At 63.7% G+C, this 13,002-nt stretch carries 11 protein-coding genes; 6 read left to right on the top strand and 5 right to left on the bottom strand.

Annotated elements, in window-relative coordinates; genetic code table 11:
* The first annotated feature begins 56 nt into the window (after positions 1 to 56).
* On the top strand, positions 57 to 869 hold the full coding sequence (gene xthA / locus K8374_RS13960; protein ID WP_224456046.1) for an exodeoxyribonuclease III: 813 nt from the start codon (positions 57 to 59) through the stop codon (positions 867 to 869).
* A 56-nt stretch (positions 870 to 925) separates the two neighbouring features.
* Here xthA and K8374_RS13965 read toward each other — a convergent pair whose 3' ends face one another.
* Genes K8374_RS13965 through K8374_RS13985 form a run of 5 tightly spaced genes read right to left on the bottom strand, consistent with a single transcriptional unit; the run spans position 926 to position 7,407 of the window.
* Complete coding sequence (locus K8374_RS13965) at positions 926 to 1,303, bottom strand: response regulator (protein WP_224456047.1); 378 nt, start codon at positions 1,301 to 1,303, stop codon at positions 926 to 928.
* 44 nt (positions 1,304 to 1,347) lie between these two features.
* A complete protein-coding gene (locus K8374_RS13970; protein ID WP_224456048.1) occupies positions 1,348 to 2,574 on the bottom strand; it encodes a hybrid sensor histidine kinase/response regulator in 1,227 nt (408 codons plus the stop codon).
* Positions 2,568 to 3,143 carry a chemotaxis protein CheB gene (locus K8374_RS13975; RefSeq protein ID WP_224456049.1) on the bottom strand — a complete coding sequence of 192 codons (576 nt, stop codon included), beginning with the start codon at positions 3,141 to 3,143 and terminating at the stop codon, positions 2,568 to 2,570. The genes K8374_RS13970 and K8374_RS13975 overlap by 7 nt, the downstream gene beginning before the upstream one ends.
* Positions 3,140 to 3,961: a CheR family methyltransferase gene (locus K8374_RS13980; RefSeq protein ID WP_084856865.1), complete on the bottom strand. Its 822-nt coding sequence runs from the start codon at positions 3,959 to 3,961 to the stop codon at positions 3,140 to 3,142. The genes K8374_RS13975 and K8374_RS13980 overlap by 4 nt, the downstream gene beginning before the upstream one ends.
* A complete protein-coding gene (locus tag K8374_RS13985) occupies positions 3,958 to 7,407 on the bottom strand; it encodes a response regulator (RefSeq protein WP_224456050.1) in 3,450 nt (1,149 codons plus the stop codon). Before K8374_RS13985 ends, K8374_RS13980 begins: the two co-directional genes overlap by 4 nt.
* Positions 7,408 to 7,631: 224 nt before the next feature.
* Here K8374_RS13985 and K8374_RS13990 point away from each other — a divergent pair, with 224 nt between their 5' ends.
* The 5 genes from K8374_RS13990 (at position 7,632) to K8374_RS14010 (ending at position 12,922) form a co-directional block, all read left to right on the top strand.
* Positions 7,632 to 7,982 carry a response regulator gene (locus tag K8374_RS13990; RefSeq protein WP_224456051.1) on the top strand — a complete coding sequence of 117 codons (351 nt, stop codon included), beginning with the start codon at positions 7,632 to 7,634 and terminating at the stop codon, positions 7,980 to 7,982.
* Between the two features lie 189 nt (positions 7,983 to 8,171).
* Complete coding sequence (locus tag K8374_RS13995; protein ID WP_224456052.1) at positions 8,172 to 9,338, top strand: DUF1624 domain-containing protein; 1,167 nt, start codon at positions 8,172 to 8,174, stop codon at positions 9,336 to 9,338.
* 20 nt (positions 9,339 to 9,358) lie between these two features.
* Positions 9,359 to 10,729 (top strand): OprD family porin, encoded by a 1,371-nt coding sequence (locus tag K8374_RS14000; RefSeq protein WP_224456053.1) that lies wholly within the window; start codon positions 9,359 to 9,361, stop codon positions 10,727 to 10,729.
* Between the two features lie 44 nt (positions 10,730 to 10,773).
* Positions 10,774 to 11,253 carry a hypothetical protein gene (locus K8374_RS14005; protein WP_224456054.1) on the top strand — a complete coding sequence of 160 codons (480 nt, stop codon included), beginning with the start codon at positions 10,774 to 10,776 and terminating at the stop codon, positions 11,251 to 11,253.
* 88 nt (positions 11,254 to 11,341) lie between these two features.
* Complete coding sequence (locus K8374_RS14010) at positions 11,342 to 12,922, top strand: sensor domain-containing diguanylate cyclase (RefSeq protein ID WP_224456055.1); 1,581 nt, start codon at positions 11,342 to 11,344, stop codon at positions 12,920 to 12,922.
* Positions 12,923 to 13,002: the final 80 nt, after the last annotated feature.

Consider the following 13,002-nt stretch of genomic DNA (forward strand, 5'->3'; position numbering starts at 1 on the left):
TGGCAGCGGGGGCGGATGTCGGATAGCATCCCAATTTTTGTCAGGATTGTCTTTTCATGAAGATCGTCTCGTTCAACATCAACGGCCTGCGCGCGCGCCCGCACCAACTGGCAGCGCTGATCGAAAAGCACCAGCCGGACGTGATTGGCCTGCAGGAAACCAAGGTCAGCGACGATCAGTTCCCGTTGGCTGATGTCCAGGCCCTGGGTTATCACGTGCACTACCATGGCCAGAAGGGCCATTACGGCGTAGCCCTGTTGTCGCGGCGCGAACCGCTGGACCTGTTCAAGGGCTTCGCCAACGACGAGGAAGATGCACAGCGGCGTTTCATCTGGGGCACCTTCGCCGATGCGCACGGCACGCCCATCACCGTCATGAATGGCTACTTCCCGCAGGGCGAAAGCCGCGACCACCCCACCAAGTTCCCGGCCAAGCAGCGCTTCTACAGCGACTTGCAAGGTCTGCTGGAAGGTCAGTTCAGCAGCGATCAGCCGCTGCTGGTGATGGGCGACATGAACATCTCGCCCCAGGACTGCGACATCGGCATCGGTGCGGACAACGCCAAACGTTGGCTGCGCACCGGCAAATGCAGCTTCCTGCCGGAGGAGCGCGAATGGCTGGAGCGGCTCAAGGGTTGGGGGTTGGTCGACAGTTTCCGACACTTGCATCCTGAAGTGGCCGACCGCTTCAGCTGGTTCGACTATCGCAGCCGTGGGTTCGAGGATGAGCCCAAGCGGGGGCTGCGGATCGACCTGATCATGGCGTCCCAAGGGCTGGTACCACGGCTCAAGGCGGCGGGTGTCGATTATGAACTGCGCGCGATGGAGAAGCCTTCCGATCACGCGCCGATCTGGCTGGAGCTCGCTTGAGCCTGTAGACGATGTCCGCCGCAGCGGCTTCGGTGCCTTAAGCGAACAAGCAAGCGTTACTGTAAAAGCCTCTGGATCTGTTCGCGCAGGCTGTCCAGGTCGAACGGCTTGGCCAAAATGGGGGCCTTGCGCGCAATCGGGCTTTGGCTTTCAAGGATCTCGGCTGGATACCCGCTGATGAAGATCACCTTCAGGTCAGGCCGCAACTTGACGGCCGGCTCGGCGATGTCCACCCCCGAGATCCCGCCCGGCAGGCGAAAGTCCGTGACCATCAAGTCCAGGTGCGGCTTGCTCGCCAGGATGGCGAACGCCTGCTCGCCGTCCTCGGCCACCAATACGTGGTAGCCCTCCCCGGCGAGGTAATCGCGCAGGATCATGCGAATCGCCGGTTCATCCTCGACGACCAGTACCACATCTTGTGCATCTTCACTCATGACTTCGCCTTGGAATTCAATAGGTTGGCCATCAGACCCCAGGCTTAGGCAGAGGTTGCCTGCGCCTGGTCGCTTTGCAGTCGTGCAGCCGCCAACGGCAGGCACAGGCTGAAGGTTGCACCCTTGCCCTCCTCGCTGTCGACCCGGATATGCCCACCATGGGCCTGGACGATCTGCTCGGAAATATACAGCCCCAACCCCAGCCCCCCACTGGCCTGCTGCGCCGCGACCCGTTCGAACTGCTGGAAGATCCGCTGCTGATTGGCGGCACTGATACCGATCCCCTGGTCCTGGACCTGCACCCAAGCCCTACCGCCCTGCTCGAACACCCGAACTCGCACCGGTCGCCGCTCACCATAGCGCAGCGCATTGGACAGCAGATTGGCCACCACCTGCTCGATACGAAATTCATCCCACTCTCCCGGTAACGCCTCGCAGCGCTCCAGTTCGATATGAGTGTCGAAGGCTGCGGCCTGGGCGGTGAAGTTCTCCACCAGCCCCCGCACCAACTGACCGAGGTCGAACGCCTTGGGCCGTATCGACAACTTGCCGGTGCGGATGCGCGAGACATCGAGCATGTCCTCGATCAGGCGGATCAGGCTGTTGATCTGGCGCTCGTCACGCTCGACCATGGCCTGCAGGCGATCCGGGGTAAAGGCGTCGAGGTTGCCCTTGGCCAAGTGCATCTTGCGCAGCTGGGTCTCGAGGATCAGGCCATTGAGCGGTGTGCGTACCTCGTGTGAGACGATCGACATGAAGTCGTCACGCATGCGGACCGCGCGCTCGAGCTCGCCCCGCGCCACCTCGAGCTCGGCCAACAATTGCGCCTGCTCCTGGCGACTGTGCTCCAGCGCCTCCAATTGACGCCCCAAGGCCTTGCGCTGGCGGAACAGGTCGACGAACACCGAGACCTTGCTCTTGACCGCCAGGGTATCGAGCGGCTTGTGCAGAAAATCCACCGCACCGCTCTCGTACCCTTTGAAGGCATAGTTCATTTCACGGGCTGCGGCACTGACGAACACGATCGGAATGTTCTTGGTCTTTTCCGTGCCACGCATCAGTTCGGCCAGCTCGAAACCGTTCATGCCCGGCATCTGCACATCGAGGATGGCCAGGGCGAACTCATGTTCGAGCAACAGCGACAGCGCCTGTTCGGCAGACTGGGCCTGGTGCACTTCGCGGTCCTCGCCCTGGATCAGGGCATCGAGGGCCAGCAGGTTTTCCGGCAGGTCGTCGACGATCAGCAGTTTGGCGATGATATTGCTTAGCATGCGCTGGGTTCCAGGGTCGCGAGCAGTTGCCCGATACCACTCAGGGAAAGGATATGGTCGGGCTGGTGCAGGGCCAGTGCGGCCTCCGGCATCAGTGCGACCTGTGCGTCGCGAGGGTCCTGGACCACGGTCCGGCCTCCGCTGTTCTTGATGTGCAGCAGCCCCTGGGCGCCATCTTCGTTGGCCCCGGTGAGCAGCACGCCGAGCAGGCCAGGGCCGTAGGCATCGGCCGCCGACTGGAACAGGAAATCGATCGCCGGACGAGAGAAATGCACCGCCTCCTCCTGGCTCAACGACAGGCTGCGGTCGCGCTCCACCGACAGGTGGTAGCCCGGCCCGGCCACATAGATCCACCCGGGCTCGATACGCGCTTTGTCGCAGGCCTCGCAGACCGGCCGACGCAGCCGCCGCTGCAGCACCTCGGCCAGTTGACTGTGGCGGTCGTCAGGCAGGTGCAGGACACACAACACCGGGATGGCAAAGCGCTCCGGCAGTGCGCCAAGCACCGCGAACAACGCCGCGACGCCACCCGCGGAGGCGCCGATGACCACCGCCTGTACACCGTTCATGACTTACGGTAGATCCGTTCGGGCCGCATCAGTGCCTCGAATCGGTCGCTGTAGACGGAAAAATCCACCGACTCCTTGCTGCCCAGGACCAGAAAGCCACGGTGACACAACGATTCATGGAACAGACCCAAGGCGCGATCCTGCAACTGCTTGTTGAAATAGATCAACACGTTGCGGCAGGACACCAGCTGTGTCTCGGAGAACACGCTGTCGGTGGCCAGGCTATGGTCGGCGAAGGTCACGTTGTCGCGCAGGCTGCTGTCCATGATGGCGTTGCCGTAGGCTGCGGTGTAGTACTCGGCGAAATCCCGGCGACCACCGGCCTGGCGGTAGTTTTCGGCATAGGCCTGCATGTCGTGCATCGCATAGATGCCTTGCTTGGCCTTTTCCAGCGAGTACGGGTTGATGTCGGTGGCATAGAGGATGGTGCGCTCGAGCAACCCTTCCTCGCGTAGCAGGATGGCCATGGAATATACCTCCTCGCCCGTACTGCAGCCTGCGATCCACACCTTGAGCGACGGCCAGGTGCGCAGCAGCGGTACCACTTCATTACGCAACGCGAGGAAATGCCCAGGGTCGCGGAACATCTCGCTGACCGGAATCGTCAGGTACTGCAGCAGTTGCATGAACATGCTCGGGTCGTGCAACACCCGCTCCTGCAACGCCGAGATCGTGGGACAGTCGAATTGCCGCACGGCATGCAGGATCCGGCGCTTGATCGAAGCGCCGGAATAGTCGCGGAAATCGTAGCTGTACTTGAGGTAGATCGCCTCGATCAGCAGCCGGATCTCGATGTCGGTACTACGTTCGCTAGTCAAATTCGCTCCAGTTGTGGCAGCCAGACACGGATCAGCGAGAACAGCCGTTCCAGCTCGATCGGCTTGGCCAGGTAATCGTTGGCACCGGCCTGCAGGCAGCGCTGCTGGTCGTCCTTCATGGCCTTGGCGGTCACGGCGATGATCGGCAGTTTGCGCCAGCGGGATTGCTGGCGAATCAGCCGTGTCGCCTCGTAGCCATCCATCTCTGGCATCATCACGTCCATCAACACCAGGTCGATGTCCTCGTGCTGTTCCAGCCGTTCGATGGCTTCGCGCCCGTTACGACCGATCTCGACAAGGGCACCTTTGTGCTCGAGGGCACTGGTCAAGGCGAAGATGTTGCGCACATCGTCATCGACCAGGAGGATCTTGCGCCCTTCGAACACCTTGTCGCGGCTGCGTGCGGTCTTGAGCATGCGCTGGCGTTCATGGGACAGCTGCGCTTCGACTTTGTGCAGGAACAGCGTGACTTCGTCGAGCAGGCGCTCCGGCGAGCGCGCGCCCTTGATGATGATCGAGTGGGAGTACTTGCGTAGCTCGGCCTCTTCCTCACGGGTAAGGTTGCGCCCGGTGTAGACGATCACCGGCGGGAAGGCGCGAATCTGTTCGCAGGTCATACGCTTGAGCAGTTCGTCGCCAAGCATGTCCGGCAGCTTCAGGTCGATGATCATGCAGTCGTAGATGTGCTCGCGCAACAGCGTCAGGGCGTCCTGGGCCAAGGCCACGGCAGTGATCTCGATGTCGTCGTCGCCAATCAGCCGGGCGATGCTTTCTCGCTGCAGGTCGTCGTCCTCCACCAGCAGGATGTGCTTGAGCTTCTGGGTCAGCTTGGCCTCCAGCCGACCGAACACCGCCTTGAGCTCCTCTCGGCTGGTAGGCTTGACTGCGTACCCCACCGCCCCTAGGTGCATGGCGGCCTCCACACGATCCTCCACCGAGATGACATGCACCGGGATGTGCCGGGTAGTGGCTTGTTCCTTGAGCCGCTGCAGCACCGTCAGGCCCGAATGGTCCGGCAGGCGCATGTCCAGCAGGATGGCATCCGGCGTGTACTGGGCGGCCAATTCGTAGCCCTCGTCCGCACTTTGCGCCACCAGACAGCTGTAGCCCAGCTCATGGGCCAGATCGAAGAGGATGCGGGCGAAGTTCGGCTCGTCCTCCACCACCAGGATGCAGCGATTGGCAAAGGGCGCACGCTCTCGGTCGTCGGCGAAGGCAGGCCCGCGGGGTGCCGGTGGCATCGGCGGGGCAGCCTGGACCGGGGGTTTGGCAACCTTCGGCGCCTGGGCCTCGGCCGGTGTGCCCTCGTACTGTTCAGGCAGGGTCAGGCTGAATGTACTGCCCTGTCCTGGCGTGCTCTGCACCGTGATCTGCCCGCCCAGCAGGCGCGCCAGGTCTCGGGAAATCGACAAGCCCAGACCGGTACCACCGTAGCGTCGATTGCTGGTGCCATCGACCTGGTGGAATGCCTCGAAGATCGCCTGTTGCTGGTCGGCCGCAATGCCGATACCGCTGTCGCGCACGCTGAAGCGCACGCCCCGGCCGGCCTCGCGGCCGATGGTCAGGCTGACCTGGCCATGCTCGGTGAACTTGATCGCGTTGGACAACAGGTTCTTGAGGATCTGCTCCAAGCGTTGGCGGTCGGTGAACAGGGTTTCCGGCACCTGCGGCTCGACCTGCACCGCAAAGTCAAGGCCCTTGTCCCGGGCCACGGGCTCGAACAGGGCCCGCACCCCCTCCACCACCCCCTCGACCTGGGTGACCTGGGCGCGCACATCGAGCTTGCCGGCCTCTACCTTGGCGATATCGAGGATGTCGTTGATCAGGTTGAGCAGGTCGTTGCCGGCCGAATAGATGGATTCGGCGAACTTCACCTGTTCATCGCTGAGGTTGCCCTCGCCGTTTTCCGCCAAAAGCTTGGCCAGGATCAGCGAGCTGTTGAGCGGCGTGCGCAGCTCATGGGACATGTTGGCCAGGAACTCGGACTTGTAGCGGTTGGTGCGTTGCAGGTCCTCGGCGCGGGCCTGCAGCTCCAGCTGCGCCAGGTTCAGCTCGCCGTTCTTGCGGTCCAGGGCGTCGGTGCGCTCGGCCAACTGCTCGTTGGTCTGTTCCAGCTCCGCTTGTTGGGTCTCCAGATGCGCCTGGGATTCCTTGAGGATACGCGACTGTTCCTCAAGCTCCTCATTGGCGGTCTTGAGCTCCTCCTGCTGCACCTGCAGTTCTTCGTTGAGCTGCTGGGTCTCGGCCAGCACTTCCTGAAGGCGTTGGCGGTTGCGTGCGCTTTCGATGGAGATCCCCAGGTTGCCGCCGACCTGCTGCAACAGCTCCGCATCACGCTCCTGCAGCGGCCTGAGAAAGCCCAGCTCGAGCACGCCATTGACTTGCCCGTCATCACTGGCCGGCATCAGCAACGCGCTGCGCGGCAGGCCATCGCCCAGGCCCGAACTCAAGCGCAGGTAATCGGCGGGCAGGTCATCCAGGCGCAGCGGGCGGAGCTGGCGTACCACTTCGGCCAGCAAGCCGTCATGGCTGGCCACTCGCTCGCCGCGGGCTTGCTGTTCGGCGTCCAGGCCGTAGCTGGCCACACGCACCAGCTGCCCTTGTTCGTCGCGCACATAGAAGGCGCCGACCACACTGCCCAGGTACCCGGCGAAGAAGCGCAGGATGTTGTCGCCGAGCATGGGCAGGGTCAGTTGCCCAAGCACCTGCTCCGCCAGTTGGGTCTGGCCGTTGCGCAACCAGGCTTGGTGTTCCAGGCGTTCGGTGGCCTGTCGCTGGGCCTGCAGGTTCGCCACGTAGCTTTCCGACAGCGCGAGCAGGTCGCGGCGGCCGAGATAGGCCAACAGGGCTGTCAGGGCCACGATGAACAGCACGAACGCGCTGCAGAGCAGCACCGTCACGGTACTCACGGTTTCGTTGCGGGCCATGCGCAGCTGCTGTTCGGCGGCGATCAGCTCGTCGTATTCCTTGCGGATCCCGTCGCTCAGGCGTTTGCCGCGGCCATCGGCGAGGGCGACCTGGTAATCGCCCTGGTTGCGGCGCAAGGCAATCATCTCGGCACCGAAGTCGTTCCAGGCCCGTTGCAAGGCGATCAACCGGTCGATGCGCTCGACCTGTTGCGGGTTGTCCATCACCATCGAACGCAGCGCCTGGAGGCTGTTGAAGATCCGCGGCTTGGCCACCTCGTAGGGATCTAGGAAACGTTCCTCCCCGGAAATCAGGAAGCCGCGCATACCGGTTTCCATGTCGATCGCAAGCTTGGCTGTCTCGTTGGCATTGCCGATCACCCGATCGGTGTGCTCGACCCATTGCATGGCCGAGAGCAAGTAGTTGATCACCGCGACAAACGCCACGGCCCCCAGCAGGCCTATGCCAAGGGGCAAGCCGACATTGCGGCGCAAGAGCTTGCGAAAGCTCTGCTGGTCCATAGAGGCTGCTTGAATCATTTGAAAACGCCCGCGCGAAAAGTATCCATTGGGTGGGTGGCCGCTGCGCCACCGGTTCATAGCGAGTCTAACCAGCTTTACCGGCTCTGGCAGGGCACTTAGCCAGTATTTGAAGGCTACTTGCACCAATCGTTCCATCGATGTGCAGGGCCCGTTATGCTGGGGAACTTCTGCTGCCCGCCGGGGCACCCAATAAAGACCACCCCATGAACAGGATCCACACAATGCAGCTACTGGTAGTCGAAGACGACGACATCGTACGCATGCTGATAGTCGAAGTGCTCGGCGACTTGGGCTATACCGCGATCGAGGCCGACAGTGCCGCTGCCGCCTTGGCAGTGCTCGAGGATCGGAGCCGGGACCTGGCATTGCTGATGACCGACGTGGGCCTGCCGGACATGCGCGGCGAGGACCTGGCTGCCAAGGCCCGTGAACTGCGTCCAACGCTGCCGGTGCTGTTTGCCAGCGGTTATGCCGAAACGCTGGATGTGCCAGAGGGGATGCACATGATCGGCAAGCCGTTCGGGATCGACCAGCTGCGGGACAAGGTCGTGGGGATACTCGGAGCGCCCTGAGGTTCGACGCGACACCTTCGGTGCCTGTGAGATCGAGCGCCGCGCGGGCGGCGCTCGATCTCACAGCACCTCTACCTTCCTGCTTACGCCCCCCTGCACCCGCACACCACAAAAAGCACTGTGCTGCCGCGCCGAAAAAGTTATAAGATAACATTTCAATTCAACGACAAGCCCCGTCCGCATCCAATCATGACAAGCGCCTGCGCCACCCCCACCCAACTCACCCAGCGCCTGCAGAGCATCGATGCCCTGCGCGGCCTGGTGATCCTGTTCATGCTCCTGGACCACGTCCGTGAAACCTTCTTCCTGCATCGCCAGGTCAGCGACCCGATGAGCATCGATGCCACCGAACCCACCCTGTTCATCAGCCGTACCCTGGCCCACCTGTGTGCACCGGTCTTCGTTCTGCTGACCGGCCTCTCGGCGTGGCTCTATGGCGAAAAGCACCAGGGCCGCGGCGATGTATCGGCCTTCCTGTTCAAGCGCGGCCTGTTCCTGGTGGCGCTGGAATTTACCCTTGTGAACTTCGCCTGGACCTTCCAGCTGCCGCCAACCGTGATCTACCTGCAGGTGATCTGGGCCATCGGTGTCAGCATGATCGCCCTGTCGCTGCTGGTCTGGCTCCCCCGCCCGGCGCTGCTGGCTGTCGGTATCACCCTTGTCGCCGGGCACAACCTGCTCGATGGGTTGCACTTCGAACCCGGTTCGGTCCTGCATGTTCCTTGGGCGATCCTGCATGACCGAGGCTGGCTGGAGGTCAACGAACATCTGCGCCTGCGCACCTCCTATCCGGTATTGCCATGGATCGGCGTGATCGTGCTGGGCTATGCCCTGGGCCCCTGGTTCGCCCGGGGCAGCGATGCCGGGGCCCGCCAGCATCGCCTGCTGCTGCTCGGTATCGGCGTGCTGCTGGGGTTCTTCGCCCTGCGCCTGTTCAACGGCTATGGCGAGGCCCCATGGAGCGGCTACCCGACCGCGACCCAGACCCTGATGAGCTTCTTCAACATCACCAAGTACCCACCGTCGCTGTTGTTCCTGGCCCTGACCCTGGGCCTGGGCCTGCTGTTGCTGCGAGCCTTCGAACGGGCCGGGCAGGCACGCTGGATCGGGGTGCTGGCAGTGTTCGGTGCAGCGCCCATGTTCTTCTACCTGTTGCACCTTTACGTGCTGAAGCTGTTGTACCTGGCCAGCGCCGCGCTATGGGGCCTGAACCAGGGGGACTATTTCGGCTTCGATGGCATCGGGGCGGTCTGGCTTGGTGCGCTCCTGCTCGCCCTCGGGCTGTTCCTGCCGGTGCGTGCATTCGCCCGGCTCAAGGCCCGCCGCCGCGACATCGCCTGGCTCAAGTACTTCTAAGGCGGCAGGAGCCCAGCCCCATGCATGCCTGCATCAATTCCGGGCCTCGGCAGTCGCTGCGCGTCGCCCTGCTGCTGCCGCTGCTCGGCGCCTCGCCCGTGGCCTTGTCGGAATCGGCCCAGGCGCGGTCCGACGGCTTTATCGAAGACAGCACCTGGAGCCTGCTCAACCGCACTGTGTTCGACCAGCGCGACTATCGTCATGGCGGCCGTAACGGTGCCGCCCGCAATGCCTACAAGCTACGCAGCGAGCGCAGCGGCAAAGCCGAGGAATGGGCCTATGGCCTGATGGGGACCTTCCAGTCCGGGTTCACCCAAGGGGTGCTGGGCGTCGGTGTCGATGCCCACGCCTACCTCGGCGTACAACTGGACAGCGGTGGCGGCCGTGCCGGCAAGGCGCGCCTGCTGGCCCTGGACAACGACGGCCACCCCAAGGGCAACTACAGCCGTGGCGGCGCGGCGCTCAAGCTGCGGCTGGCCGACACCGTGCTGTCCTACGGTGAGCAACGGGTGAAGACACCGGTGTTCAGTTCCTCCGATAGCCGCCTGCTGCCCGAGACTGCCACGGGCCTGTTCTTCACCAGCAGCGAGATCGACACGCTCAAGCTGGTGGCCGGCCATTTCAACGAAAACACCGACCGCAATGCCTCGAGCCATGACCAGGGTTTCGCGGTGAACTACTCGAACGCACGCCAGGGCGACAGCTTCGACCTGGCAGGCATGGTGTGGACCCCGAACAGCGCCGTTAACGCCAGCCTCTATACCTCGCGTTACGCGGATACCTGGCGCCAACATTACCTGGGCAGTACCCTCAGCCATGCCTTGGATGAACACCGCAGCCTGAGCCTGGAACTGAACCTGTACCGCACCACCGATACCGGCAAGGCCTTGTCCGGGCGTATCGACAACACCACCTGGAACCTGCTCTCACGCTATACCCACGGCCCGCACACGTTCAGCCTCGGCTGGCAGCAGGTCGATGGCGATACACCGTTCGACTATGTCACCCGCGGCGCGATCTATCTGGGCAATGCCGTGCCGCTGTCCGATTTCAACGCACCCAACGAGAAGTCCTGGCAAGCGCGCTATGACCTGAACATGGCCGCCTTCGGCATCCCCGGCCTGAACCTGGCGGCCTTGTATGTGCGCGGGTTCGATATCGATGGCAGCCACATCGACCCGGCCGGCGGCTACGCCTACCTGGGCTACGGCAAGGGCGGCAGGCATTGGGAGCGAGACCTGGAAGCGCGGTACGTGGTGCAGGACGGCGCAGCCAAAGGCATGACATTCTCGGTACGGTACAACGTCCACCGTGGCAATACTGCCCAGGCGGAGCTGGATGCCGACCAGATACGCCTGGCCGTGGAATACCCGTTGGGTGGCGGGCGTTGAGATCTGCAGTAAACTGCCCGCCAGACCAACCCAAGGCCCGATCGATGCCCCGCCCTCCCAGATGCCTGTTCCCGTTGCTCCTGCTCGCAGCCCTGGCCGCTTGCGATCAGGCGCCCAGCCGCGAAGAAAAGATCCTGGCCAACCTGCCCCTGCAGGAGGCCTACGCGCACAACATCGACAAGATCGCCGCGCTGCTCGCACCCAAGCACCCCGGCCTGTCCGAGGAACAGATCCAGGCCGTGGTGCGCAAGCACCTGACCGTCGAAGATCAACGCCAGGACCTGTTCAAGCTCTACAGCGAGGCGCACTTCAGCGATGCCGAGTTCGACCTGATCGTCACCGCCACCCAGGATCCCGCCAAGGCCAGGGCGCTGGAGGAAACCGAACAGGGCAGGCAGTTGAGCGAAAAGCTCACCGCCCTGATGCGTGAAAGTGCCAACGATGGGAAAGCCCAGGCGCTGGCCGAACAGCGCATGCAGCAGGTCGAGCAGGACTTGCTCGAGCTGGAACAGACCCAGCCGTGAACTGCCTGCGCTGCCTCCTTGATGCCCCATGGCCACCACGGTGCAGAACAGGTAAGGTGGTCACTCTTTCCCGCTGTTGAGGTCAGGATTGCCACACGCCAAGAAAGGCCTGCGCCTGGATCTGCGCACGTTGATCCTCGTGCTGTCGGCGCTCACCGCCACGGTGATGCTGTTGACCAGCTATTTCGCCAGCTATCGTGTGCAGCGCCAGTTGCTGATCGATCATGCGCTGGAGGCCAACCGGGTGTATGCCGCCAAGCTTGCAGCCATCACCGAGACGTTCGTTGGCAATGCCCTGCAGCAGCTGGCTTTCAGTGCTACGGTCCAGGCCCGGCAACTGGGCGATGCGCAGCTGACCCAAGCCGAAACCGACCGTGTGCTGCGCCAGAGCCATGCCTTCAACTCGGTGTACCTGGTCGACGCCCAAGGCGTGCTCCGAGCCATTTCGCCTGCGCCCCTGCGCAAGGTGCTGGGCACCCGCCTGCACACCCCGGGCGCGGTCCAGGCACTGCAAGCGCGCAAAACACTGATTTCGACGCCGTTCCTGTCCACCGCCAACAACCTGGTGGTGATGCTGTCGCAGCCGATCTTCAGCGCCGACGGCCAGTACCTGGGCTACGTGGGTGGCAGCTTGTACCTGCGCGAGCACAACATCCTCAACAGCCTGCTCGACAAGCACTTCTACACGAACGGCGCCTATCTCTACGTGGTCGACCGTAACCGCCGCCTGCTCTATCACCCCGACACCCAGCGGGTGGGCACGGTGGTCAGCGGCAACGCCCTGGTCGATCGGCTCGCCACCCTGGGCAACGGCACGCAGCAAGTGACCAATACCCATGGCGTGGAGATGCTTGCAGGCTTCGCCACGGTGCCCAGCACCGGCTGGGGCATCGTCGCCCAGCAGCCGCTGGCCCAGACCGTGATGCCGCTGCGCCGCCTGATCCTCGATGTGATCGGTATCTCCGTGCCCTTGGCCCTGGTCGGGTCCCTGGTGCTCTGGTGGCTGGCCCTGGCCATCACCCGCCCACTGCGGCAACTGGCGGCCGCCGCGCGCACCCTGGACAGAGCCGGCACGGCAGAACGCCTGCACCGGGTCCGAGCCTGGTACTTCGAAGCCGCCGAACTCAAGCGAGCGCTGCTGTTCGGCCTGAACCTGCTGCAGGAACGCATCGGCCGGCTCAACCGCGACGCCCAGACCGACCCGCTCACAGGGCTGGGCAACCGCCGGCGCCTGGAGCTCAGCCTGGCGCTGCTGGAGGCCGAGGCGCGCGGCTTTTGCGTGGTCGCCCTGGATATCGACCACTTCAAGCAGATCAACGATGGCCACGGTCATGACGTCGGCGACCAGGTACTCAAGCGCCTGGCCGAGCTGATGCGCCGCTGCTGCCGTGAAGGCGACGTGCTGTGCCGGACCGGGGGTGAAGAATTCCTCATCCTGTTGCCCAAGGCCAGCCTGGAAGTGGCGACGGCCGTGGCCGAGCGCCTGCGCAAGGGGGTGCAGGACACGCCGATCGAGCCGGTGGGTGCCATTACCCTCTCGCTTGGGGTCGCCCGCTGGGACGCGCAAGGGGACGAAACCCCGGCCGATGTGCTCAACCGTGCCGACCAGGTGCTGTATACGGCCAAGCAGGCCGGGCGCAACCGGGTGGTTGCCGAGCACGCCCGCTGAAGGTGCTGCCTGCTCCGTCCGTCAGGGCGTCGGCACCGCGCAAGCCTGGGCACGCTCGAACGCAGAAGACACCTGGATGG

Origin of the sequence: Pseudomonas sp. p1(2021b) (genome assembly GCF_020151015.1) — a bacterium.
GTDB classification, from domain to species: domain Bacteria; phylum Pseudomonadota; class Gammaproteobacteria; order Pseudomonadales; family Pseudomonadaceae; genus Aquipseudomonas; species Aquipseudomonas putida_K.

Coding starts and splice junctions, on each gene's coding strand:
- xthA (WP_224456046.1), top strand. CDS start 57: ATGAAGATCGTCTCGTTCAACATCAACGGCCTGCGCGCGCGCCCGCAC.
- K8374_RS13965 (WP_224456047.1), bottom strand. CDS start 1,303: ATGAGTGAAGATGCACAAGATGTGGTACTGGTCGTCGAGGATGAACCG.
- K8374_RS13970 (WP_224456048.1), bottom strand. CDS start 2,574: ATGCTAAGCAATATCATCGCCAAACTGCTGATCGTCGACGACCTGCCG.
- K8374_RS13975 (WP_224456049.1), bottom strand. CDS start 3,143: ATGAACGGTGTACAGGCGGTGGTCATCGGCGCCTCCGCGGGTGGCGTC.
- K8374_RS13985 (WP_224456050.1), bottom strand. CDS start 7,407: ATGATTCAAGCAGCCTCTATGGACCAGCAGAGCTTTCGCAAGCTCTTG.
- K8374_RS13990 (WP_224456051.1), top strand. CDS start 7,632: ATGCAGCTACTGGTAGTCGAAGACGACGACATCGTACGCATGCTGATA.
- K8374_RS13995 (WP_224456052.1), top strand. CDS start 8,172: ATGACAAGCGCCTGCGCCACCCCCACCCAACTCACCCAGCGCCTGCAG.
- K8374_RS14000 (WP_224456053.1), top strand. CDS start 9,359: ATGCATGCCTGCATCAATTCCGGGCCTCGGCAGTCGCTGCGCGTCGCC.
- K8374_RS14005 (WP_224456054.1), top strand. CDS start 10,774: ATGCCCCGCCCTCCCAGATGCCTGTTCCCGTTGCTCCTGCTCGCAGCC.